The sequence below is a fragment of the Paenibacillus kribbensis genome (genome assembly GCF_002240415.1).
Taxonomy (GTDB): Bacteria; Bacillota; Bacilli; order Paenibacillales; family Paenibacillaceae; genus Paenibacillus; species Paenibacillus kribbensis.
Genome location: NZ_CP020028.1, coordinates 3129715 through 3152280, shown reverse-complemented (window position 1 = coordinate 3152280; position 22566 = coordinate 3129715). Strand labels below are relative to the sequence as shown.

Annotated in this window: 18 protein-coding genes; 14 read left to right on the top strand and 4 right to left on the bottom strand. The window is 47.4% G+C overall.

The features are described 5' to 3' along the window. The first annotated feature begins 105 nt into the window (after positions 1-105). Positions 106-2175 carry a bifunctional aldolase/short-chain dehydrogenase gene (locus B4V02_RS13925; RefSeq protein ID WP_094155261.1) on the top strand — a complete coding sequence of 690 codons (2070 nt, stop codon included), beginning with the start codon at positions 106-108 and terminating at the stop codon, positions 2173-2175. A gap of 117 nt (positions 2176-2292) precedes the next feature. Here the strand turns inward: B4V02_RS13925 and B4V02_RS25905 are convergent, their stop codons facing one another. Next, the gene (locus B4V02_RS25905) at positions 2293-2457 is read right to left on the bottom strand and encodes a hypothetical protein (protein ID WP_157739744.1); all 165 of its coding nucleotides are present in this window, start codon (positions 2455-2457) and stop codon (positions 2293-2295) included. Between the two features lie 51 nt (positions 2458-2508). On the opposite strand from B4V02_RS25905, the gene rhaI reads away from it, so the two are divergent. The 6 genes from rhaI (at position 2509) to B4V02_RS13895 (ending at position 9580) form a co-directional block, all read left to right on the top strand. Continuing rightward, positions 2509-3729, top strand: coding sequence for an L-rhamnose isomerase (rhaI, locus tag B4V02_RS13920; RefSeq protein WP_094155260.1), 1221 nt, complete (start codon positions 2509-2511; stop codon positions 3727-3729). Next, positions 3726-5201 carry a rhamnulokinase gene (gene rhaB, locus B4V02_RS13915; protein ID WP_094155259.1) on the top strand — a complete coding sequence of 492 codons (1476 nt, stop codon included), beginning with the start codon at positions 3726-3728 and terminating at the stop codon, positions 5199-5201. The genes rhaI and rhaB overlap by 4 nt, the downstream gene beginning before the upstream one ends. A 20-nt stretch (positions 5202-5221) precedes the next feature. After that, positions 5222-5980: a DeoR/GlpR family DNA-binding transcription regulator gene (locus B4V02_RS13910; RefSeq protein ID WP_007430322.1), complete on the top strand. Its 759-nt coding sequence runs from the start codon at positions 5222-5224 to the stop codon at positions 5978-5980. Positions 5981-6586: 606 nt separating this feature from the next. Then, positions 6587-7315: a (Fe-S)-binding protein gene (locus B4V02_RS13905; RefSeq protein WP_094155258.1), complete on the top strand. Its 729-nt coding sequence runs from the start codon at positions 6587-6589 to the stop codon at positions 7313-7315. Further along, entirely contained in the window at positions 7312-8832 is a 1521-nt protein-coding gene (locus B4V02_RS13900; protein ID WP_094155257.1) for a LutB/LldF family L-lactate oxidation iron-sulfur protein, read from the top strand. The genes B4V02_RS13905 and B4V02_RS13900 overlap by 4 nt, the downstream gene beginning before the upstream one ends. Continuing rightward, positions 8825-9580: a LutC/YkgG family protein gene (locus B4V02_RS13895; RefSeq protein ID WP_094155256.1), complete on the top strand. Its 756-nt coding sequence runs from the start codon at positions 8825-8827 to the stop codon at positions 9578-9580. Before B4V02_RS13900 ends, B4V02_RS13895 begins: the two co-directional genes overlap by 8 nt. Here the strand turns inward: B4V02_RS13895 and B4V02_RS13890 are convergent. Further along, on the bottom strand, positions 9577-10572 hold the full coding sequence (locus B4V02_RS13890) for a LacI family DNA-binding transcriptional regulator (protein WP_094155255.1): 996 nt from the start codon (positions 10570-10572) through the stop codon (positions 9577-9579). The genes B4V02_RS13895 and B4V02_RS13890 overlap by 4 nt on opposite strands. Before the next feature lie 155 nt (positions 10573-10727). On the opposite strand from B4V02_RS13890, the gene B4V02_RS13885 reads away from it, so the two are divergent. From B4V02_RS13885 to B4V02_RS13865, 5 genes are all read left to right on the top strand, one after another. Continuing rightward, on the top strand, positions 10728-12191 hold the full coding sequence (locus B4V02_RS13885) for a glycoside hydrolase family 1 protein (RefSeq protein WP_094155254.1): 1464 nt from the start codon (positions 10728-10730) through the stop codon (positions 12189-12191). Between the two features lie 17 nt (positions 12192-12208). Further along, the gene (locus B4V02_RS13880; RefSeq protein ID WP_094155253.1) at positions 12209-13063 is read left to right on the top strand and encodes a DMT family transporter; all 855 of its coding nucleotides are present in this window, start codon (positions 12209-12211) and stop codon (positions 13061-13063) included. Between the two features lie 259 nt (positions 13064-13322). After that, positions 13323-14165, top strand: a complete 843-nt coding sequence (licT, locus tag B4V02_RS13875; protein WP_094155252.1) for a BglG family transcription antiterminator LicT — start codon at positions 13323-13325, stop codon at positions 14163-14165. Positions 14166-14280: 115 nt separating this feature from the next. Continuing rightward, complete coding sequence (locus B4V02_RS13870; protein WP_094155251.1) at positions 14281-16170, top strand: beta-glucoside-specific PTS transporter subunit IIABC; 1890 nt, start codon at positions 14281-14283, stop codon at positions 16168-16170. A 19-nt stretch (positions 16171-16189) separates the two neighbouring features. Beyond that, the gene (locus tag B4V02_RS13865; RefSeq protein WP_094155250.1) at positions 16190-17620 is read left to right on the top strand and encodes a glycoside hydrolase family 1 protein; all 1431 of its coding nucleotides are present in this window, start codon (positions 16190-16192) and stop codon (positions 17618-17620) included. A gap of 151 nt (positions 17621-17771) precedes the next feature. On the opposite strand, the gene B4V02_RS13860 is transcribed toward B4V02_RS13865, so the two are convergent. Both B4V02_RS13860 and B4V02_RS13855 read right to left on the bottom strand, forming a co-directional pair. After that, complete coding sequence (locus B4V02_RS13860) at positions 17772-18878, bottom strand: sensor histidine kinase (RefSeq protein ID WP_094155249.1); 1107 nt, start codon at positions 18876-18878, stop codon at positions 17772-17774. A gap of 15 nt (positions 18879-18893) precedes the next feature. Further along, a complete protein-coding gene (locus B4V02_RS13855; RefSeq protein WP_094155248.1) occupies positions 18894-19595 on the bottom strand; it encodes a response regulator transcription factor in 702 nt (233 codons plus the stop codon). 353 nt (positions 19596-19948) lie between these two features. Between B4V02_RS13855 and B4V02_RS13850 the strand changes: the two genes are divergently transcribed. After that, positions 19949-21346, top strand: coding sequence for a helix-turn-helix domain-containing protein (locus B4V02_RS13850; protein ID WP_094155247.1), 1398 nt, complete (start codon positions 19949-19951; stop codon positions 21344-21346). 689 nt (positions 21347-22035) lie between these two features. Beyond that, a complete protein-coding gene (locus B4V02_RS13845) occupies positions 22036-22257 on the top strand; it encodes a hypothetical protein (protein ID WP_244188328.1) in 222 nt (73 codons plus the stop codon). Positions 22258-22566: the final 309 nt, after the last annotated feature.

Below are 22566 nucleotides of genomic sequence, written 5' to 3'. Positions count from 1 at the left end.
TTCATATTTTCAAATTGAAACAAAAGTGTTATAGTCTCCGTAAGCAAAAATAAACACTATAATAAAGCAATTCAAAACTAAACAGAACTTGGAGGTCTTTTTCCTATGGTACAAAGTCTGTGGAATTCTTCACAAGCATCTGAGCAAAAAAATACGCTGGAACAGCTCGTATACCGTTCTAACCTTATCGGTACGGATAGAAGCGTGTGCAACTGGGGAGGCGGCAATACTTCGGCCAAAACAACGATACAGGATTTCCGCGGACGTGAGGTGGAAGTGATGTATGTCAAGGGCAGCGGTTCCGATCTCGCAACAATGAAAGCGCATAACTTCACAGGGCTTCGTATGGAGGATATCCGTCCTTTGTTTGAGCGGGAAGATATGTCTGACGAGGATATGGTTGCTTATCTGGCGAATTGTATGATTGATGCCAAGCATCCGCGTGCCTCGATTGAGACGCTATTGCATGCTTTTTTGCCTTTTAGACATGTAGATCATACACATCCGGACGCGATTATCAGCTTGTGTTGTGCGCACAACGGCAAGGAAATCGCAAAGGAAATTTTCGGTGAACGCTTTGTATGGGTGCCTTATATCCGACCTGGCTTTAAGCTGTCCAAAATGATTGCTCAAGGTGTACTGGATCATCCTCAAGCCGAATTGGTATTGATGGAAAAGCACGGCCTGGTGACGTGGGGAGATACGTCCGAAGCGGCGTATGCGAAAACGATCGAAATCATTCAGGAAGCAGAAAGCTATATCAAAGCACGTCAAGAGGCAAAACAGCCGTTTGGCGGCGCAATTTATAAAGCGCTTACTTCAGAGGAGCGCCGCAGCATTGCGTCTCAGGTCATGCCAGCCGTCCGGGGGGCGGTCAGTGATGAGAAAAAGATGATCCTCACCTTTGATGATGCGGAGGACGTGCTGGAGTTTGTGAACGGTCAGGAAGCTGCTGCTTTATCCCAGGTCGGGGCAGCGTGCCCGGATCATCTGGTTCATACCAAGATGAAGCCGCTTTTTGTGGATTGGACGCCGGATGTGGAGGACGTAGAGGGCTTGAAGATCAAGCTTGCAGAAGGCATAGCAGCCTACAAGGAGGAATACCAGGCCTATTTTGAACGCAATCGTCATGAGGGAGATGTTAGGTTTGAGGCTGCACCGCGTGTAATTTTGATTCCGGGTGTTGGTATGATCAATACAGGAAAAAGCTGGAGCAATGCGCAGGTGAGCGGTGCCTTGTATCATCGTGCTATCGCTGTTATGCGGGGGGCAACTGCGTTAGGGCAGTTTGTGTCGCTCAGTGAAAACGAATCGTATAACGTGGAGTACTGGCCTCTGGAGCTTTATAAGCTGTCACTCGCACCGGCAGAAGCTGAATTTTCACGTAAAATCGCACTCATTACGGGCGGAGCAGGTGGAATCGGCAGTGCAACCGCGCGCCGTTTGGTGGACGAAGGCGCACATGTCGTACTGGCAGACCTGAATCTGGAAGGTGCGCAAAAGGTAGCCGTAGAGATAAATAGCAGCTACGGAGAAAACCGTGCCATCGCCGTAAAAATGGATGTGACGCAGGAGGATCAGATTCAGGCTGCCTATGCTGAAACGGCTCTGAACTACGGCGGTGTTGATATCATCGTCAACAATGCAGGTCTCGCTACCTCCAGTCCCTTCGATGAAACGTCACTAAAGGAATGGAATTTAAATGTGAACGTGCTGGGCACGGGTTATTTTCTGGTTGCACGGGAAGCGTTCAAGCTGATGAAGGAACAGACGCTTGGCGGCAGCATGGTGTTCGTCGGCTCCAAAAACTCGGTCTACGCAGGTAAAAATGTAACGGCCTACAGCTCGGTCAAGGCGCTGGAGGCGCATCTGGCCCGTTGTATTGCTGCAGAAGGCGGCGAATACGGCATCCGTGTGAACACGATTTTACCGGACGCGATTCTGCAAGGCTCGGCGATCTGGAACTCCAACTGGCGCAACGAGCGCGCCGCCGCCTACGGTATTGAGCCAGACCAGTTGGAGGAGCATTACCGCAAGCGGACGACGCTGCTGGTCAATATCTATCCGCAGGATATCGCGGAGGGCATAGCCTTTTTCGCTTCATCCAAGGCAGAAAAAACGACAGGCTGTATGCTGACCATCGACGGCGGTGTTCCCGCAGCCTTTACAAGGTAAACAGTGGAGTACGGCTCAAGCTTAGGCCGGTATGTCTCTTAATATCGCGAAATGATCTTGAAACAAACGTAAATAAGTCATGATGACTCATTTACGCACTGATGTCTTTTATACACACTAGCACTTCAAAATAGAAGTGACTTTATGGCTGGTCAGCAGCGGAGCGGGCGGAATTGTTCTGGAGAAGCGCAGCGTTCGCCTTTGCAACGGGATTTTAACCTTATTCGGTGTTATAAAATGAAAAAATCCCGTTGCAACAGCGATCGGAAGAACAATCCGCACGCGAAGCGGCCTCCTCCCGTAACTCACTTTATTTTCCAAGGAGGAACCACGATGAGCGACAAAGCCTACGCCTTATTCGAGGAACAGCAACAACAACGGGGGATTGATCTGGAGCAGGTAAAGACAAAGCTGAAAGCGCTTAGCATAGAAACGCCATCCTGGGGTTATGGCGACTCAGGTACACGGTTTAAAGTCTTTCAGAAAACGGGTGTACCGCGTGATCCGTTTGAAAAGCTGGAGGATGCCGCGCAGGTCCACGCCGTGACGGGCTTATGTCCATCGGTCGCCATTCATATCCCGTGGGATAAGGTGGACCATTATGGCAAGTTCCGCAGTCATGCCGAAAATCTCGGTCTGCGGATTGGGGCCGTGAATCCCAATCTGTTTCAAGATGAGGATTACATGCTAGGCAGCGTTACCAATGTAGACCCGGCCATCCGTCGCAAGGCCACCAACCATTTGCTGGAATGTGTGGATATTGCGAAGGAGACGGGCTCTACTGATCTTAGTCTATGGTTCGCAGATGGAACGAATTATCCCGGTCAGGGGGACATTCGCAAACGGAAAAACTGGATGCTGGAGGCACTCGGCGAAATGTATAAGGCGCTCACGCCTGATATGCGCATGCTGATTGAATACAAGGCGTTCGAGCCGGCCTTTTACCATACGGATATTGCCGATTGGGGCATGGCGTACCATTACGCGACCAAGCTGGGGCCGCAGGCACAGGTGCTCGTGGACACAGGGCATCACCTGCCAGGGGCCAATGTGGAGCATATTGTTGCGTTTTTAATGGATGAGAAGCGGCTGGGCGGTTTCCATTTTAACAGCTATAAATATGCGGATGATGATCTGATCGTGGGCTCCGCCAATCCGTATGAGCTGTTTTTAATTTTTTATCAGATTTTGAACGCAGCTCAGGATGTGGATGCAGATATTCGCCATACCGTGGATAAAATTGCTTATATGATCGACCAGTCGCACAATATCGAGCCCAAAATTCCGGCCATGATTCGCTCGGTGCTGAATGTGCAGACTCAATATGCGAAGGCCTTGCTGATTAATCATGCAGAGGTGGAAGCGGCGGCAAACCGCCAGGATGTGCTGGGTGCGGAGGATGCTGTGCGCCAGGCGTTTGAGTTTGATGTGGCACCGCTGCTCAAAGCGATACGTGAAGAGCAAGGCTTGCCTGCTGATCCGATGAAAGCCTATCTGGCGTCTGATTATGGCAAGCAGATTTTGCAAAGAGGCAAGGGTGGTGCAAGCTGGTGAGCATCCTCGCTTATGATTTGGGGGCAAGCAGCGGCAGGGTCCTGCTCGGACGATTGACAGGCTCACGTATAGAGGTGGAGGAAATCCATCGCTTTTCGAATGATCCGGTCAAGGTTGGCGAACGCCTGCACTGGGATATGCTGCGTCTGTATCATGAGGTTCAGCAAGGATTGCTCAAAGCCAAGCATATGGGGGTGAATCCGTCCAGCCTGGCAATTGATTCCTGGGCGGTCGATTTTGGACTGATCGGAGAAACCGGAGAATTGCTGGGCAACCCTTATCATTATCGGGATTGGCATACCCACGGGGTAATGGAGGAAGTGCAGGAACGGCTGGGAAAAGAGTTTATTTTTCAGCGCACAGGCATTCAGTTTTTGACGTTTAACACCATTTATCAATTGGCTGCCATGCGAAATATGAGCTCACCCTTGCTGGAGCAGGCAGCGCATTTCTTGATGATCCCTGATCTGCTGCGGTATTTTCTGACAGGTGAAATGTACAATGAGTTTTCAAATGCGACCAGCACGCAATTATATCATCCGTTGCAGCAAGACTGGGATGATGAGCTTTTGTCCGGAATCGGCATCCCCCGCTCCTGGTTCGGAAAGGTACTGGAGCCGGGAAGTGTTGCAGGTACCATCCGTTCATCGGTCATGACTGATCTGGGCATTGAAGCGATTCCTGTGATTGCAGTAGCAGAGCACGACACAGGATCAGCAGTGGCTGCCGTGCCTGCGCTGGAGCGCTCGTTTGCGTACTTGAGCTGTGGAACATGGTCCCTGATGGGAACGGAAACGGCACAGCCTGTAATCAATGACGACACGCTTCGATATAATTTTACGAATGAAGGTGGTGTGGGTCGGACCTACAGGCTGCTGAAAAACATTATGGGACTGTGGATTTTACAGGAGGTGCGCAGAGAGTGGGAGCGGCAGGGAAGCTCCTATTCCTTTCCTGAATTGGTTCATATGGCGGAGCAGGCTCCGGCGTTCACCTGTTTGATTGACCCGGATGATGAACTGTTTCTGCATGCCGGAGATATGAAAACACGCATACGCCAATACTGTCGCAATACCGGGCAGCCCTTGCCGGAGACACCGGGGGAGGTCACACGCTGTATTTTGGAAAGTCTGGCCTTGAAGTACCGTTACGTTTTGGAGTTGACGGAACGTGTGTCAGGGCAGCAGTTTAATGGGCTTCATATGGTGGGTGGCGGCATTCAAAATCGGCTGCTGTGCCAGTGGACGGCTAACTCGATTCAAAAACCCGTGTGGGCAGGACCAGCAGAAGCAAGCGCAATCGGCAATCTTGCGGTACAATGGATAGCACAGGGAAAGTTCGCCGATATATGGGAAGCACGCCGGGTCATCGCGGATTCTATTGCCGTGGAGGTTTATGAGCCTGCCGATTCAGAGGCGTGGGAGGATGCCTACGGACGATTCCGGCAGGTGGCGAGACTTTTTGTACATTAAAGATGTGGAGTGAGATTGCCATGCTGGTCGCAGAAAGATATGAAATGATTGTACAGCTCGTGAATGAAAAAGGAAGCATACGGGTGTCGGAATTGAGTGAGCTGTGCAAAGTAACGGAGGAAACGATCCGCCGCGATCTGGACCGTCTGGAGCAGGCGGGACGATTGCGTCGTTCGCATGGGGGAGCGGTCAGCGTCAAAAACGAGCAGCCTGAAACCCCCTATGCAGTGCGGGAAATTATGAATGCAGAGGAAAAGCGCCGGATTGCCGAGGAAGCGGTCAAGCTGATTGAGCCGCATGATCGTATTTTGCTGGATGCCAGTACGACCGCCTGGTATATGGCGTCAAGTCTGCCGGATATTCCGCTGACCATATTAACGAATTCAATTCGGGTAGCTACAGAGCTGGCGGGTAAGGAAAAAATCGAGGTTATTTCCACAGGCGGTCAGTTGCTTCAACGCTCGCTGTCGTTCGTAGGCCCGCTCGCGGAGCGTTCATTGGAAACCTATTATGTGGATAAGCTGTTTTTTTCCAGCCAGGGGGTTCATCTGGATCGTGGCATTAGTGAGTCGAATGAGCTGCAAGCTCGTCTGAAGCAGAAAATGGTCAGCATCGCAGACCGTGTGATTTTACTGGCAGATGCGAGCAAATTTGGACAGCAGGCGTTTACGCATGTTGTGAACCTGTCGCAAGTGTCCGAAATCATCACGGATTCGCGGTTGTCGGACCCGATTCACAGTCAACTTGCGGAGCTGTCAATTCCGGTTACGGTTGTGTAAATTTAAAAATGCCGAGGTGGAGGGTGTTGCTCCGCATTTCATTTGATCTTACGATCGCTGTTGCAGTGGGATTCTTTGATGATGTAAAACACGTATAGGTGAGAATCCCACTGCAAGCTTATGCTTACGTAGAGAGCTTTCCTCTGGAAAGCTTTAGGCGAACGCTGACGCTTCTCCAGATTCAATTGAGCCGCTCCGCTGGTATTCTCCATAAGTAGATTTTTAGATAGTAAGTAGATATCGGTTCAAACATAGTGACGTTAGACTAACTAAGACAGCTCAACAGGAAAAGATACAGCATTCAAGATGATTAGAAAGCGTTTACTTTTCATATAAGCTGAACTCGAAAAATTCACATCAAAACGGAGCAGGCGGAATGGTGCTGTAGAAGCGTGAGCGGTCGCTTTAAAAGCTTTCCGTAGGAAAGCTCGCTTCGGAAGCATCACTTCCCCGGATTTTTACCCTGATGAAAGGCTTTATTCAAGAAATCCGGGGGCGGTGGCGATGGGAAGCACCATCCGACTGCGCAGTGGCGCCATATGTAGCTTTCCAGCTCAGTTTATATATAAAGTAATAGCTATTCCATGCACGGAAGGGGTGTCTCGTATGAAGGTATCTTTATTTATTACCTGCCTGAGTGATGCGATTTATCCCAAGGTAGGGGAAGCGATGGCACGCTTGCTTGCCAGATATGGTGTCCAGCTGGATTTTCCAAAGGTACAGACATGCTGCGGACAGCCGTCCTATAACAGCGGCTATTGGGATGAAACGCGAGCAGCAGCCAAAACGATTTTGAAAGCATTTGATGACAGCGATTTTGTCGTATCTCCCTCCGGTTCCTGCACATACATGATTCACCATTACCCTGAGCTGTTCAAGGATGAGCCCGAATGGCTGGACTCGGCACGCAGGCTGGAGCAAAAGACGTATGAATTTACGCAATTTATGGTACAGGTGCTTGGTGTGACCGATGTGGGCGCGTCTTTTCCGCATACGGTAACCTACCATCCGTCTTGCCATGGCACACGCTTGCTAGGCGTAAAAGATGAGCCGATGCAACTGCTTGGCAGTGTGAAGGGCCTGCAATTGGTACCGCTCCCTTTTGCCGAGGATTGCTGTGGCTTTGGGGGCACTTTTGCGGTCAAAATGCCGGATATTTCAGGCGCAATGGTAACGGAAAAGGTGGACCATATCAGGGAAACGGAAGCCGAGGTGTTGGTCGGACTGGATATGGCGTGCTTGATGAACATTGCCGGAAATCTCCGGTATCGGGAGGAGCCGGTTCGGGTGATGCATCTGGCTGAGCTGCTGTATGAAGGGGTGAAGCACGCATGACCGCTGTACATTCACATTCTATGAATCAAAAGGTCCGAAAACGTGCGGAGCTGGCCCTGAACGACGATTTTCTGCGCAAGGCTGTTCGTTTTACCACCGAGCGGCTGCGCAACGGCAAGCAAGTGGCTTCAACGCAGCACGGACATTGGGAGGAATGGCGTGAGCGGGGACGTCAAATCCGACTGCATACCATTGCCCATCTGGACTATTACTTAAATCTATTCGTGGAAAATGCCCGTGCCAACGGGGTGCATATCCATTTTGCCGATACAGCCGCCGATGCCGTACAAATTACATTGGATATTGCTGCACACAGTCAGGCCCGCTCCGTCGTCAAATCGAAGTCGATGGTGTCGGAGGAGCTGCATCTAAATCAGGCACTGGAAGCGGCAGACATTGAGACGATTGAAAGTGACCTCGGTGAATATATCATTCAACTGGCAGGGGAAGCCCCGTCCCATATCGTTATTCCTGCGATTCACAAAAATCGCTATCAGATTGCCGAGCTGCTATCCAAAGAAGCAGGCGAGGAGCTGTCTGCGGATACGACGGTATTGGCGGGCTTTGTCCGCAAAAAGCTGCGTGAAAAGTTTCTGGAAGCGGATATCGGCATGACCGGGTGCAATTTTGCTATCGCCGAGACAGGCTCCATGGTCCTGTTTGAAAATGAAGGCAACGCACGGATGGTATCTACTTTGCCCAAAACGCAAATTACGCTGATGGGCATGGAGCGGATTATTCCATCCTGGACGGATTTGGAGGTGATGGCTACATTGCTGCCACGCTCCGCTACCGGACAGAAGCTGACCATGTACATGTCCGGTATTTCAGGTCCACGGCGCAGCCAGGATGCCGATGGACCGGAAGAAATGCACATTATCATTGTAGATAATGGACGCTCGCTTCAGCTAGGCAATCCCGAGTTTCAAGAGCTGCTGAATTGTATTCGCTGCGGGGCTTGCCTGAATGCCTGTCCGGTATATCGGCACATTGGCGGGCATGCGTATGGCGGGACATATAGCGGTCCGATTGGAGCTGTGCTAACACCTGCACTGCATGGCAACATTGAGGAGTGGAACGATATTGCAAGCGCGTCCAGTCTGTGTGGGGCCTGTTATGAGGCCTGTCCGGTCAAAATACCACTGCATGACATGCTGGTTTATTTGCGTAGACGCAAGGTGGAGGCAGGTCAAGGAGATAAGCTGGAAAGGGCAGGGATGAAGGGGTTTGCAACAGTGGTTTCCAGCTCAAAGCGATTCGCAGCAGCGATAAGGCTGGGGCAGATTGCCCAGAAAGCAGTCGTCCGTAAGGGCGAAATCACTCTTAAGCTTGGCCCGTTAAAGGGCTGGAATACGTACCGTGTGGCTCCCTCTCTGGCCAAAAAGTCCTTCCGTCAGCAATGGAACACACTGGAACGTGAGCTGGAGCAGGAACGCAGCGAGATGCAGCCGGACGTTCGCAGCCGAATGGAGACGATTTTGGCTGACAGGAACAAAGGAGGAATGCAGCATGAGTGAACAGCGTCATTCTTCTGCACAGGCGAAGTTGAGCCACGAAGCATGGCTCCGCCAACGGGAAGCCGAATCGCGCGCCAAACAGGCACGCTTCATGGATGGCATCGCGTCGCGGCTCAACCGTCCGCGACAGACCCAGCCGCCCATGCAGCCGTTCCGCGGCGCGCCTGATTTTTGGCACGAATTCGATTGGAGCGCGGAGCAGCGCATCGAAGAGTTCACCGCCAACTTTACAAGTGTTGGCGGGCATGTCGTGCGTCTGCCGAGTCTGGAGCATTCGGCAGACTGGATCGCGCGCAAGGCGCGCGAACTGGGAGCGGCCTATATCGTCCGGCAGAATGAGCCGGACCTGGATGCGCTCCAGCTGGAAGCGGCGCTGCCGGAAGTCCGGCTGTCGGTGTGGAACACCGATCCGGCCGAAGACTGGAAGGCGCGCGCCGCCGAGGCGGATATCGGCCTCGTCATGGCCGATGAGGCCGCCGCTTACACCGGCTCAGTAGCGGTGCTATCCTCGCCGGAGAAGGGCCGCTCGGTCAGCTTGCTGCCGACCGTGCTGATCATTCTCCTGCCAGTGGAGCGTCTGCGAACGCGACTGGGCGAGATTTTAGGCCGTTTTGACGAAGCCGGGCGCGAGCAATTGCCCGCAGGCATTCATTTTATTACCGGACCCAGCCGCTCGTCGGATATTGAAAATGATCTGACGATTGGCGTACATGGACCCGGCATCGTCTATACGCTGTTATTGGGTTAGTTTGTAGGTGGAATTAGCATGGTAGACTGGCGAACCTTCAATTCAAAAGAGAGTGGGGCAGGCTCCAGCGGCTGGCCGTTCAACTGTCGATGCAGCGTACGGAACATTTCCTGTCCGATTTGCTGCAACGGGTTCGTAATATTGGTCAGCCCCATGGCGTCGGCTACCTGACTTTCGTCAGCTTCAAAACCGACCACCGCCAAATCCCCGGGAACATTCCAGCCTTTACTGCGGGCGGCTGAGATTATACCGCATGCCACAAGATCGTTGGTGGTCATGATGGCATGCGGACGTTCCTTTAACGATTCCAGCTTGGCGAACGCCCGCATTCCGTCCTGTACCGTATGGATCCCGCTGAGCAGCCATTCCTCATTCACTGGCAGCTTCCTTGCCGCTAGCAGGTCATAATAGGCTTGGAGTCTTCTTTGGCTGTTGACGCTGTTTTTTCTGCCTATGGTGCAGGCGATTTTTTCAAATCCCAACTCGACCAAATGTTCCAATCCGATCCGAAATCCTTCATAATGGTCGAGGTAAATGGATGAAATCTCTTTATTTTTTAATGGCTCACAGGTCACAATCGGCCCATATTTGGTATAATGCCTCACAGCAGACCAATCCAGCATACGCCGTAAAATGACAATCCCGTCCACTTTTTTCTGCCTCAAAAGCTCTAACGCCGCGCTTTCCAAATCCCGATTTTCCTCCGTCTGGTAGATCAGGACCTGATAATCCTGCTCTTTACCCGCATTGGATACTCCCTTGATAATTTGCATGTAATAATTGTTAATCGTTGGGGTCATGATCCCGATCACCTTGGTACGGCCTACTTTCAGCTGCACCGCATTAATATTCGGAATATAATCCAGTTCCTGAATGACTTCCATCACCCTCGTCCGCGTAACTTCACTGACATAAGGATGATGATTCAGCACCCGAGACACGGTACTTGTCGATACCCCCGCAACTTCCGCAATTCTTTTTATATTGTGCATGACCTTCATCTCCAAAAATTTAGTTCTTGACCTGGAATGCATCCCAGATTGTAGCATGAAAGCATAAAGCGTATGCAGCAATCCGGAATGCACTCTAGGCACACGGATTCCGTCATACTTCTTCACAAATTATAACCTACTTGGAGGAATGCGACATGGAACAGGCAAAAGGATTTCCCAAAGACTTTCTGTGGGGCGGGGCAGCGGCTGCCATGCAGATTGAAGGTGCTTACAACGTGGATGGGAGAGGGCTCTCCATCTCTGATGTATTTACCTTTGATCCGACACTCGACAAAAAGCACTGGCTGGATCAGTGGCATATGATGACCCATGCCCAGGTCAAGGAAGCATTGGACCCTAACAGCACCAAAAATTATCCCAAACGCCGGGGCAATGATTTCTATCACCGTTATGAAGAAGATATTCATCTGATGGCCGAGATGGGTTTTAAATGCTTCCGTACCTCTATATCCTGGACACGTATTTTTCCGAATGGCGACGAGACGCAGCCCAATGAGAAGGGGCTGCAATTCTATGACAAGGTATTTGATGCCCTGCTGGCCAAAGGCATTGAACCCGTCATCTCACTTACCCATTACGATATGCCCTTGTATCTTGTGACCGAGTATGGTGGCTGGAAAAACCGGAAACTGATTGAATTTTTCGTCCGTTTTGCCGAGACTGTGTTTACCCGTTACAAGGATAAAGTGAAATACTGGATTACGTTTAACGAAATGAACTGTGTCAAACACCATCCGTTTGTCAGCGCCGGGATCATTGAGGAGAATCATCCGAACCTGGAGCAGGACAAGTATCAATCGGCCCATCACCAGTTTATAGCCAGTGCGCTGGCCGTCAAAGCCTGTCACGAGATTATACCAAACTCCCAAATTGGAAGCATGATCAGCTATCTGCTGCTTTATCCGAATACCTGCAATCCGGATGATGTGCTTGAATGCCAAAAGGAAGAGCGAGTATCGTTCTTTTTCAGCGATGTACAAGCCAGAGGGTATTATCCGTCCTATACCGAACGCATGTTCAAGGAAAAAGGCGTTGTCCTGCATAAAGAACCTGGCGACGATGAGATCTTGCGCGATAACCTCGTAGACTTCATATCCCTGAGCTACTATATGTCCAACAATGCCAGCGCCACTGCCGACCAGCATGCCAAAGCAAGCGGAAATCTGATTGGCGGCGTGAAAAATCCCTACCTGGAGCAGTCTGAATGGGGCTGGCAGATTGATCCCAAGGGATTGCGTTATGCGCTGAATTACCTGTATGACCGCTACCAGAAGCCACTGTTCATTGCGGAAAACGGCGTGGGTGCGACAGATCAAATGAACCCCGACGGCACGATTAACGATGATTACCGTATCGACTATCTGAAAAAACATATCGAGCAGATGAGGGAAGCGATTGAGGATGGAGTGGACCTGTTCGGCTATACCGCCTGGGGTCCAATCGACATGATCAGTGCTTCGACCTCACAGGCATCCAAGAGATACGGCTTCGTCTACGTCGATCAGGATGATCTGGGCAACGGAACACTGAACCGCTACAAGAAAAAAAGCTTTAACTGGTATAAAAAAGTGATTGAATCGGGCGGAGAAGTGCTCTAAACGGAGGCGTATGATGCATGAAAGGCTTGAGCCTGCTCTTATGCCTGATCTGGGGCTTTAATTTTGTCATTATGAAATGGGGCAACGGAGCCTTTGAACCCGTCCAATTTGCGGCTTTCCGGTTTCTCACAGGCACGCTGTTCCTGTTCGGAATTCTCATTTGGAAACGGGTTCCGAATCCTGACAGGCACACGATGAAATGGATTATACTCTGCGGGATTCTCCAGACAACCTATTTTAATATTGCGATTCAGATATCACTGAACTACATTAATGCTGGCTTAACCTCTGTGCTTACGTACAGCATGCCGCTGTTTTTATCTATTATGGCTCATTTTATGATTCCGGGTGAGCGGCTGAATACACGCAAAACGATTGGCATTGCTACAGGGATCATGGGGCTATTTTTTGCTATGGACATTCATTTGGGCGGCAATTTGTGGGCTATGCTGCTTGGGTTGAGTTCAGCGATCGCTTGGGCACTTTCGAACCTGATTATCAAGCTCAAGCTCCAGCATTGCGATAAAACACAGTTCACGACCTGGCAGATGGCGTTCGGTACGCTCGGATTGCTACTGTATTCCCTGTTGTTTGAACGCTGGGAGCCGCACTTTAGCGCAGCGTCGATCTTTTATATTTTATTTTCCGGCATTGTGGCGTCTGCGCTTGCGTTCCTGCTGTGGACCCATATTCTCACCAGAATGGAAGCAAGTAAAGCTTCTATTACGCTTCTGCTGGTTCCCATCATCGGTGTTGTATCCGGCTGGATCTTTCTTCACGAGGAACTCAAAGCGGCTACCTTGCTCGGCATTTTTTTAGTACTGGCAGGCATTTGGATTGTGAACCGTTCAGGGGCTCCGAAGCCGCAGTAAGCGGCTGGAAGGCTTTTTTTAATAAAGGGTTGACAGAAAAAAAGAAACTCTATTATAATGAAGCCAAGAAAACGATTACAACAATGAATCTTATAATTTTCAGGGTGTTACTATTTTAGGCATAACCTGAATGGAGTTCCGGTAAATGGGCGATAACGTCTATTAAGCGGTATTCTGTTCAGGTTTTTTAGTGTATGCACATTTTTTAACAGAGTCTCTTTAAAAAATGGCCTTCCAGTAAATAAAAGCAGGTGGTCGCATGATTTTGAAGAAAGCGCTTAACAACAATGTCGTATTAGCAGAGGAAGAGAACGCCCAAGAGGTCATTGCGACAGGGAATGGAATCGCATTCAACCTGAAGCCGGGAGATACCATCGATGAGCGGAAAATCACCAAGCTGTTTGTCGTCAAAACTCAGGATTTATCCTCCAAGCTGGCGGATTTGCTGAAAGATGTGAAGATGGAATGTATTGAAATCGCGGATGAAATCGTGGAGTATGCCAGACCGAGATTGGCTGGAGACATTAGTGATTATATATACCTGGCCTTGATTGACCATATTTCATTTGCCATTGAACGACATGAACGGGGGACCCCGATTGAAAACCGGTTTCTATGGGAAATCAAGCGGTTTTATCGCGAGGAATTCGCGATCGGGAAGCATGCGCTGGAGATGATTCGCAACAAGATCAATATCACGTTCGATGAAAATGAAGCCGGGTTTATTGCCCTGCATTTCGTCAACGCCCGTCTGGATAACCAGAAGCTTGACCTGACGCTAAAAACGTCAAAAGTCATTAAGGATATTATGGATATTGTAAAATACCACTTTAATGTCGAGTTTGATGAAGATTCATGGAATTACAACCGATTTGTAACGCATCTTAAATTTTTTGCCCAGCGGCTTTTTGCCCACGAATCGGCAGACCCGCAGTACATGAACCTGTTCGAAGACCTGAAAGTTAAATTTCCGGAAGAGCACAGATGCGTACAAAAAATAGGGGTTTACGTGAATAAGCAGTTTGAGCAGAAATTAACCAATGATGAAATGATGTATCTGATGATCCACATTTCCAGATTGGTCAACCGAACAGAAAACTAACAGGGTGTTACCATTCGTGGGCATTACCTGAGTGATTTCGATACTAAATGCATTTTGGTATCAGAGATTACTCAGGTTTTTTTATATCAACTAGAGAGCATTGGAGGCAGACTTTATGAGCAAACATGATGAATTAGCGAAATTCATTGTAACGAATGTAGGCGGAGAAGAAAATATCCGTGATCTGTACCATTGTATGACCCGACTGAGATTTACACTCAAGGACAAGCAAAAAGCCAACAAACAGGCTTTGGAAAATTCCGATGGAGTTATTTCCGTGATCGAAAGCGGAGGGCAGTACCAGGTAGTGATCGGCAATCATGTGAGCGAGGTTTATGATACGATTGCGAAGAATTATAACCTTCAGGTCAAAAGCGGCAATGAAAAGAAAGAGGCTGATGCAAAGGAAGGTAATTTCATCAGTCGTGCTTTTACCGTCATGAGCTCTATTTTCCAGCCGATTGTACCTGCTTTGGCTGGTGCAGGGATGCTGAAAGCCATCCTGGTTATCCTTACGCAGTTAGAGTGGCTGGACAGTGCTTCCAGCACCTATGCTATTCTTGCTGCCGCAGGCAACGGCGTATTTTTCTTCCTGCCACTGATGCTAGCGTTTTCAGCTTCAAGAACGTTCAAGACCCAGCCTATCGTATCTGCTGCCATTATGGCCGCTCTGCTAGAGCCTAACTTTACCAAGCTGATGGAGAACACAGGGGACATTGCTTCCTTTATCCACATTCCCGTCGTCCTAATGAGTTATACGACATCCATTATTCCTGCGATTCTAGCCATTTGGCTGTATTCATACCTGGAACGATTCCTGAAACGGGTGGTCCCGAAAAGTATTGAATTATTTATGGTCCCGCTCGTCTCCTTATTAATTATGGTTCCGCTTACGGCCATTGTGATCGGTCCGCTGGGAGTGTATACCGGTAAAGGTATTGCTGATGGCATTGAATTTTTGAGTACGCAAAGCGGCCTCTTGACCGGGGCTATTCTGGGAGGCGGTTGGACCTTCCTGGTGATGTTTGGTTTACACTGGGGGATTGCACCAGCGATGATCAACAATCTTTCGCTCAAAGGGTTTGATACGATCCGGCCTATGATGGCTTCCGCGACCTTCGCCCAATCCGGTGTCGCTCTTGGGGTCTTTCTGAAAGCCAAGGACAAAAAGCTGAAAGCTTACGCACTGTCATCTATTTTCCCTTCACTGTTCGCCGGTATTACGGAGCCTATCGTTTATGGCCTGTCTGTGAAACTGAAAAGACCGATGATTGCCGCTGTCATCGGAGGAATGGTCGGAGGGGCCATCGCCGGTCATTTCCAGGCGACCGTGCTTGCTTATGTGTTCCCGGCCATAACAACGATTCCGGCGTTCTTTACGAATACCATCGCTTTTTATTTGATCAGTATCATCGTTTCATTCGTGGTTACGACCGTATTAACTTATATTCTTGGTTTTAATGAAGGCAACGGGGCAACGGATGCGGAGACAGGAAAGACGGAATCCGAAAAATCCGAGCCTGCCTTACAGACTGAATCTGGACAAATCGCAATCACCGAGAATGTCTATGCACCGATAAATGGCGAAATTGTTCCGCTTAGTCAAGTGAATGATCCGGCATTCTCTACGGAAGCGATGGGTCAAGGTGTAGCCATTCTGCCGAGCGAAGGAAAGGTATATTCACCAGTGTCCGGCGTTGTCTCGCTTGTATTCCGAACCGGCCATGCGGTAGCCATCACCTCAGACAACCATCTGGACCTGTTAATTCATGTGGGACTGGATACGGTTAAGCTGAAAGGCGACTATTTCACAAAGCATGTAGAACAAGGGCAACGGATTGAACGAGGCGATTTGCTGCTTGAATTTGATATTCCGAAAATCCAGGCAGCCGGTTATGACCTGACCACCCCGATCATCGTTACCAACAGCACTGCTTACCAAAAAGTTACCCAGACACGGCAAAAATCCGTCGATTTGCAAAGTGTTTTGCTTACAGTACATTAAATAAGGGAGGAAATGAGTTATGACAGAACATATAGCCCAAAGTTTTCCTGAGAATTTTTTATGGGGCGGTGCTATAGCGGCGAATCAGGCCGAAGGGGCATGGAACGAGGACGGTAAAGGACCAGCGATCAGCGACGCCTTCCGGGGAGGCATTGTAGGCGGGACGTTTGATGATACGATTGATGAGAACAAGTATTATGCCAGCCATGAAGCGATTGATTTTTACCATCGTTACAAAGAAGATATCGCCCTGTTTGCAGAGATGGGCATGAAATGCTTTCGGACCTCCATTGCATGGTCCCGAATCTTCCCGAATGGGGACGATGCCGAGCCGAATGAAAAAGGATTGCAATTTTACGATGATTTGTTTGATGAGTTGTTGAAGCATGGAATTGAGCCTGTCATCACCATTTCCCATTTTGAGCTGCCCCTGAATCTGATCCGCAAATATGAAGGCTGGAAAAGCCGCAAGCTGATTGGATTCTACACCAAATATGCGGAAGTTGTCTTCAAGCGTTATAAGAACAAAGTGAAATATTGGATGAATTTCAACGAAATTAACCATTTTCACACGATTCCTTTGGCGGCGGGAGGCATTGTCGTTCAAGACGATGAGCACAAGCTGCCTACGATATATCAGGCCAGTCATCATGTTTTCGTTGCCAGCGCTCTGGCTACCAAGCTGTGTCATGAAATGATCCCGGGCGCGATGATGGGCGCTATGTTATCCCTGAGTCCGATCTATCCGAATACCTGCAATCCGGACGATGTGTTTGACGCCTATGAGCTGAGAAGAAGATCCTTATTTTATTCCGATGTGCTCCTTAGAGGCTATTATCCAAGCTATGCCAAACGGATCTGGAAAGAGCACAGCATCAAGGTTCAAATGGAGCCCGGTGATGAACAATTACTGCGGGAGCATACGGCTGATTATTTGGGATTTAGCTATTATCGAAGTACGACACATAAAGCAGGTATGCCCATCTTGGGCAATACAGGAGGAATTATGGGACTCGACAATCCCTATTTGGATAAAACGCCATGGGGATGGCCGATTGACCCAAAAGGCTTCCGTTATGTATGTAATGAAATGTACGACCGATATCAGAAGCCTCTTTTTGTTGTAGAGAACGGTTATGGCAGTCATGATGAAATTCTGGAAGACGGCTCCATTCATGATCCTGAGCGGGTAGACTATCTGAACAAGCATCTGATCCAGCTGCATGAAGCCATTGAGGATGGCTGCGAAGTGCTTGGCTATACCTGGTGGGGTCCAATCGACATTGTCAGTGCGGGAACGGGAGAAATGAAAAAAAGGTACGGCTTTATCTATGTGGACAAAAACAACGATGGTTCGGGTACGCTGGAAAGAAGAAAAAAGAACAGTTTCTACTGGTACCAAAAGATTATTGAATCCAACGGGAAAGTATTGTTTGAATCGCAAAAATAAAGGGATATAATCCTTAATTCCGTAAAAGTCAGGAACGAACCGGCCAAAGATACGATCTATGGCTGGTTTGTTTTTGATGTGCAGGAGTAGAATGGAAGCGGGCCGAATCTGATACGAACGCTATTGATCGGCTAGGGCTGTTGTATGCTGGTTAACGAGCGTGATGGAGTGGAAAACGGGTTTCAAAATCCGTTTGTCTGCGATTGCTCCTAACCGAAATGCGGCCATCGTGCAGCTCGGTAATGCTTTTTGTAATGGCAAGCCCCAGCCCGGTGCCTCCGGTTGCCTTGGAGCGTGATTTGTCCACCCGGTAAAACCGTTCAAATAAATGAGGGATGTCTTCTGCCGGAATGGGAGCGCCGTAATTGGTGCAGATCACGACCGCCTCGTCTCCTTCACGTCCTACAGTGATATCGAGACGCTTGCCATCTTTTCCGTAGCGAATCGCGTTGGAAAATAAATTTTCATACAGACGCACCAACTCGTCCGGATCGGCCAAAATTCGGACAGGCTCGACGATCCGCACCCGGTAGGACATGTCCGCCTGTTCCAGCGACGGCACAAATTCCTCAGCAAGCTGAGTGAGCAATTTGCCGAGGTCTACAGGCTCCAGCTCTAGTGGCAGACTGCCACCGCTTACGCGCGTATATTCAAACAAGTCGTCGATCAGCTTTTTGAGCGTCAGTGATTTTTCATAAGCAATGTTCACATAGTAGCGCAGCTCAATTTCGTCTCGGTAGCGGTCAGTTTCAATATACTCCAGAAAGCCGATCACGGATGTGAGCGGTGTGCGAAGATCGTGGGATACACCGGTGATCAGATCGTTTTTGGCTTTGGCGGAAGCCCGCTCCTCTTCCAGAGAGAGACGGAGCTTGTCTGCCATGGTGTTCATATTTTTCGCCAAGGTTGCCAGCTCATCCGCTGAAGACACCGGAATCGAATAGGACAGATTTCCGTCCGCGAACTTCTGCATCCCTGTCGTAATCTCGCGTAGATAGCCAATCGTATTTTTGGTAAAAAGGAAAAAGAAATAAATATATAAAGGCAGCCCAACGACCAGTATGATCAGTGAGGAACCAATGTGATTTACGGTCCAGCGGATCAGCCGGGTGCCAAAAAATGAACGGGAAGGATTCAGCCATAACAGCAATGACGCTCCATAATAAAACACCATCAAAATCAGTCCGGTTAAAGTGAAGGCGGCAAGGCTAAGGGCTGCCAGCTTCCATCCCAGCGTATCGTATCGTTTTGCCTTCAAGTTGCAAGTCCTCCATTAATCGAATTTTTCCATTTTGTAGCCGATGCCCCACACTGTTTTCAGGTATTTGGGTTTCCTCGGATCATTCTCAATTTTCTCGCGAATTTTACGAACATGAACCATCAGCGTGTTGTTGGATTCCAAATACTGCTCCTTCCATACTTTCTCATAGATCTGCTCCATGCTGAGTACTTGACCCCGGTTTCGAGCCAAAAGCTCAACAATGGCGAATTCACGAGGTGTCAGCTTAATCGACTCTCCGGCGAGAGCAACCTCATGTGTAGCAGAGTTAATGGATAGCTCATCCAGTATCATTTCATGCTCCTGCACAGGGGAAGGGTGGGTATATTTCCGTACCCTGCGCAGCTGGGATTTGATGCGTGCCACCAGCTCCAGCGGACTGAACGGCTTGGTGACATAATCATCCGCTCCCACGCTGAGCCCCGTAATTTTGTCCATGTCTTGTCCCTTTGCAGACAGCATGATGATCGGAAAATGCTCGGTTTCCCTGATTTTCATGCAGGCTTCGATCCCGTCCATGTTGGGCATCATCACATCAAGCACCATCACATCTATCGTTTCCCGGCTGACCAGTTCCAGCGCTTCCAGTCCGTCCCGTGCCATGAGCAGTCGGTATCCTTCATTTTCCAAATATATTTGCATGAGCTTAATAATTTCAGGTTCATCATCGACTAATAAAATAGTTCCGTTATGCATGGCCGCGCATCCTTTCTGTTCTTTCCAGCAGTATACAATATGGGCGTATTATATACCTTTTTAGATAGCCAGCCTAGACATGAATTCGTTTAGGTTTTTTATGTCTCTACTGATCAATATTAACACTTACAATAAACTATACATAAGCAAAATGATGATATTCTTAATCACGAAATCATTGCAAACCATCTGGAAAGGTATCTAAAGTAAATATCTGAAAGGTATATGGTTTTATTCTAAAAAATGGTACAATCAAGAGCGATAAAAAAGTATTCTACTGCTTATTTCTCAACTTCATAGTTTATTTGAGTATGCATCATATGACGATTTTATGATGGAAGGGTGGTTTATTCATGCAAATCACACCTACGATACAGGCAGAAGTTCAAACCTATCTGATACGTAAAGGATTAACCATGACCGAGTTTGGTCACATTATTGATTTGAATGTAGGTACACTTAGCGGCATCATCACAGGCAATCGTTCCTTATCTGTTTACCAGCTAGATCGCATTACTATGGGAATGGATTTACCACCGGACTATTTTTATGAACGTTATATTGATGAATGTATTGAAGAAGAACCGTTCAATTGGAAAAGAATTAGCCCTTTTTTGTACCGCTGCGTGGAGTTAGGGCGACTTGATTGCTTGCGACGAGTTGTAGGTATGTTGCTAGATAATCCTGTTTATCTTCCTTCACTTTTTAAAGTAGCCGAGAATTCTTTTAAAAAAGGTTATAATGAAGCAGCGGCGTACCTTTATGAAAATGTAGCAGAAGGGGAAAAGTATCAGTATTCAGATAGATTGGCAGTTTGCCAGTATCGTTTGTTTACGATTCGTGTTGGAGACGATCAAAATCAAAATCTCAGGGCAGCTTCGGTATTTGAAGCTTTTGTAGAGCGCCTAGATGAAGTAGAGCAGCTTGACGCATTGAAGGATTTGGCAAACGTGTATAGGTCTTTGCGTAAATGGGACAAGGTTGATGAAATGGCAAGAAAAATGAGAGATAAAGCGAAAATACAATATACTTTGAGACACCAACAGAACAGTCGAGAAATCAATGAGGCTGCTAAGAAGCTAAGTCGTCCCTTGTTTGTGTACATCGCTTATGCAGATTTGCTGTGTGCCAATGCATATGAAGAGCAGGGTGATTATGAGCAGGCATTACATTATACATACGCCTACTCCAATTTAGATTGGGTTAGAGAGACCGATGAGGATGCCAAACACTGGATCGGTTTGTTTAAACACTGGTCACAAGCTAATATACTTGCATATAGGCTTTTATCTGGAGATATAAAGGCCTTATATGATTATGTAGAATATATTGATGCATCGTCAGATACAACTGTCCAAGATATGGTTACCCAACTGTTGAATATTATGATGATGGCAAACCGATACCAGATAGACGTACATGATATACTAAAACGCTTTGAAACGGAGATTGATTCTATTACCCAACAGGAACCATCTGCTGATATGTATACTCATCAAGTAGTACCAGAACAATCCACGCGTTTTAAGTATGAATTAGCTAAGTATTACTTGAATAGAGGCAGATACTCAATTGGATTTAAGTATTTATTAGACGTTTTATCAAAATCATTAGCCATTAATAAAGAAGCTTTCTTTATTAGGTGCATAAGATTATTTGAACAGTTTAAAGAATTTGCAGATGTTAAAGCTTGTGTAAAGTACGAAAATTTAGTTAGTGAAGGGCAAAAAGAGAAATTATTTTATTATTAGTGGTGATTAATTTTTCAAAGTTAAATTCCAAGCCCTTATGTAAATCTTATAGGTTTGGTTAGACAATGTTAAGAAAAATGGTGCTATTGAATCTTCGTAACTAGTTTTTTGTGTTTATCGTGACTGCACCTGTTCAGACTCATAGCCAACACCAGAATATCGTGCTTTACGATTAACATGGAGGGACTTAATATTTCAAATGAATGTGAAAAAAAGCCCAGCTTAAAAAATACACTCCCTAAAATGGATATTGGAGAAACCCAACACAGGTTTAGCCGATAAGATTCTAAGGAGTGTATTTTTTATGTAATTGACAATTGGGAAGAAATATATGTGCGAGTATTCAGACAAAGACCCAGACCAAAATAATTTTAGTTAGCAAAAAACACAAACCGATATTGCACAAGATCTAAATAGTAATTATAAAAAACTCTTAACTCTTACTCCTGAGTTACAGGATATGGTTGAGGATCAAGATTTGAAAGCGACGACCGCTACATCCTAACTTAGGTATCATCTAACAGCGATATACACTACTTTAGTCGTATTCATCTCTGTTTTACGCCAGTTCAAATGTCATATCAATTAAAAGGAAATAACAGGATAACAGATGGATTTCCCTAAATCACCCCTTCTGATAAGCTTATTTCCATCAAAATTAAAGTGGACGTGGTAAATTTAACTGGAGTATGGATTATGCTGATTTAGAGAACTTGATTGAGGAGTTCAAAAATAGGGAGCTACCTGCTTATGTTGAAGGTCTGACTCAGGAGATCGAAGAAATAAATGAACTTAAGATTTGGGATCGAGTACAAGAATTTGTTTATTTATATGGACAAAGAAATTTGAACATAAAAAAGATCGAGCGCATGATTGAGTTGTTACTGACAAAATTACACGGAGATAAATAAAAATGCAACATTTAGCTCACTCTGAACTGTGATCCGTAAGATGGGCAACTTTGAAAAAAGTGACCCACTTACGGGTATTTGCAGGTATCGGCGGTATTTGAAATCAATAGACTATAGAGTTTAAATCTGATTTCCACAATAAAACTATATACATAGTGCCAGATGAAAATACCTTTAATCATAAAATCATAATAAACTATCCAAAAGGCATCTTAAGTAAATATCTGAAAGGTATACGATTTTATTCTAAAAAATGGTACAATATGAGCAAGAAAAGATATTCTACTGCTTATTTCTCAACTTCATTAT

Excerpts from the sequence above, each read along its gene's own strand:
- B4V02_RS13885 (WP_094155254.1), top strand. The coding sequence starts at position 10,728 with ATGGAACAGGCAAAAGGATTTCCCAAAGACTTTCTGTGGGGCGGGGCA.
- B4V02_RS13910 (WP_007430322.1), top strand. The coding sequence starts at position 5,222 with ATGCTGGTCGCAGAAAGATATGAAATGATTGTACAGCTCGTGAATGAA.
- B4V02_RS13845 (WP_244188328.1), top strand. The coding sequence starts at position 22,036 with ATGGATTATGCTGATTTAGAGAACTTGATTGAGGAGTTCAAAAATAGG.
- B4V02_RS13855 (WP_094155248.1), bottom strand. The coding sequence starts at position 19,595 with ATGCATAACGGAACTATTTTATTAGTCGATGATGAACCTGAAATTATT.
- B4V02_RS13925 (WP_094155261.1), top strand. The coding sequence starts at position 106 with ATGGTACAAAGTCTGTGGAATTCTTCACAAGCATCTGAGCAAAAAAAT.
- B4V02_RS13905 (WP_094155258.1), top strand. The coding sequence starts at position 6,587 with ATGAAGGTATCTTTATTTATTACCTGCCTGAGTGATGCGATTTATCCC.
- B4V02_RS13890 (WP_094155255.1), bottom strand. The coding sequence starts at position 10,572 with ATGCACAATATAAAAAGAATTGCGGAAGTTGCGGGGGTATCGACAAGT.
- B4V02_RS13865 (WP_094155250.1), top strand. The coding sequence starts at position 16,190 with ATGACAGAACATATAGCCCAAAGTTTTCCTGAGAATTTTTTATGGGGC.
- B4V02_RS13900 (WP_094155257.1), top strand. The coding sequence starts at position 7,312 with ATGACCGCTGTACATTCACATTCTATGAATCAAAAGGTCCGAAAACGT.
- B4V02_RS13850 (WP_094155247.1), top strand. The coding sequence starts at position 19,949 with ATGCAAATCACACCTACGATACAGGCAGAAGTTCAAACCTATCTGATA.
- licT (WP_094155252.1), top strand. The coding sequence starts at position 13,323 with ATGATTTTGAAGAAAGCGCTTAACAACAATGTCGTATTAGCAGAGGAA.
- rhaI (WP_094155260.1), top strand. The coding sequence starts at position 2,509 with ATGAGCGACAAAGCCTACGCCTTATTCGAGGAACAGCAACAACAACGG.
- B4V02_RS13880 (WP_094155253.1), top strand. The coding sequence starts at position 12,209 with ATGAAAGGCTTGAGCCTGCTCTTATGCCTGATCTGGGGCTTTAATTTT.
- B4V02_RS13870 (WP_094155251.1), top strand. The coding sequence starts at position 14,281 with ATGAGCAAACATGATGAATTAGCGAAATTCATTGTAACGAATGTAGGC.
- B4V02_RS13895 (WP_094155256.1), top strand. The coding sequence starts at position 8,825 with ATGAGTGAACAGCGTCATTCTTCTGCACAGGCGAAGTTGAGCCACGAA.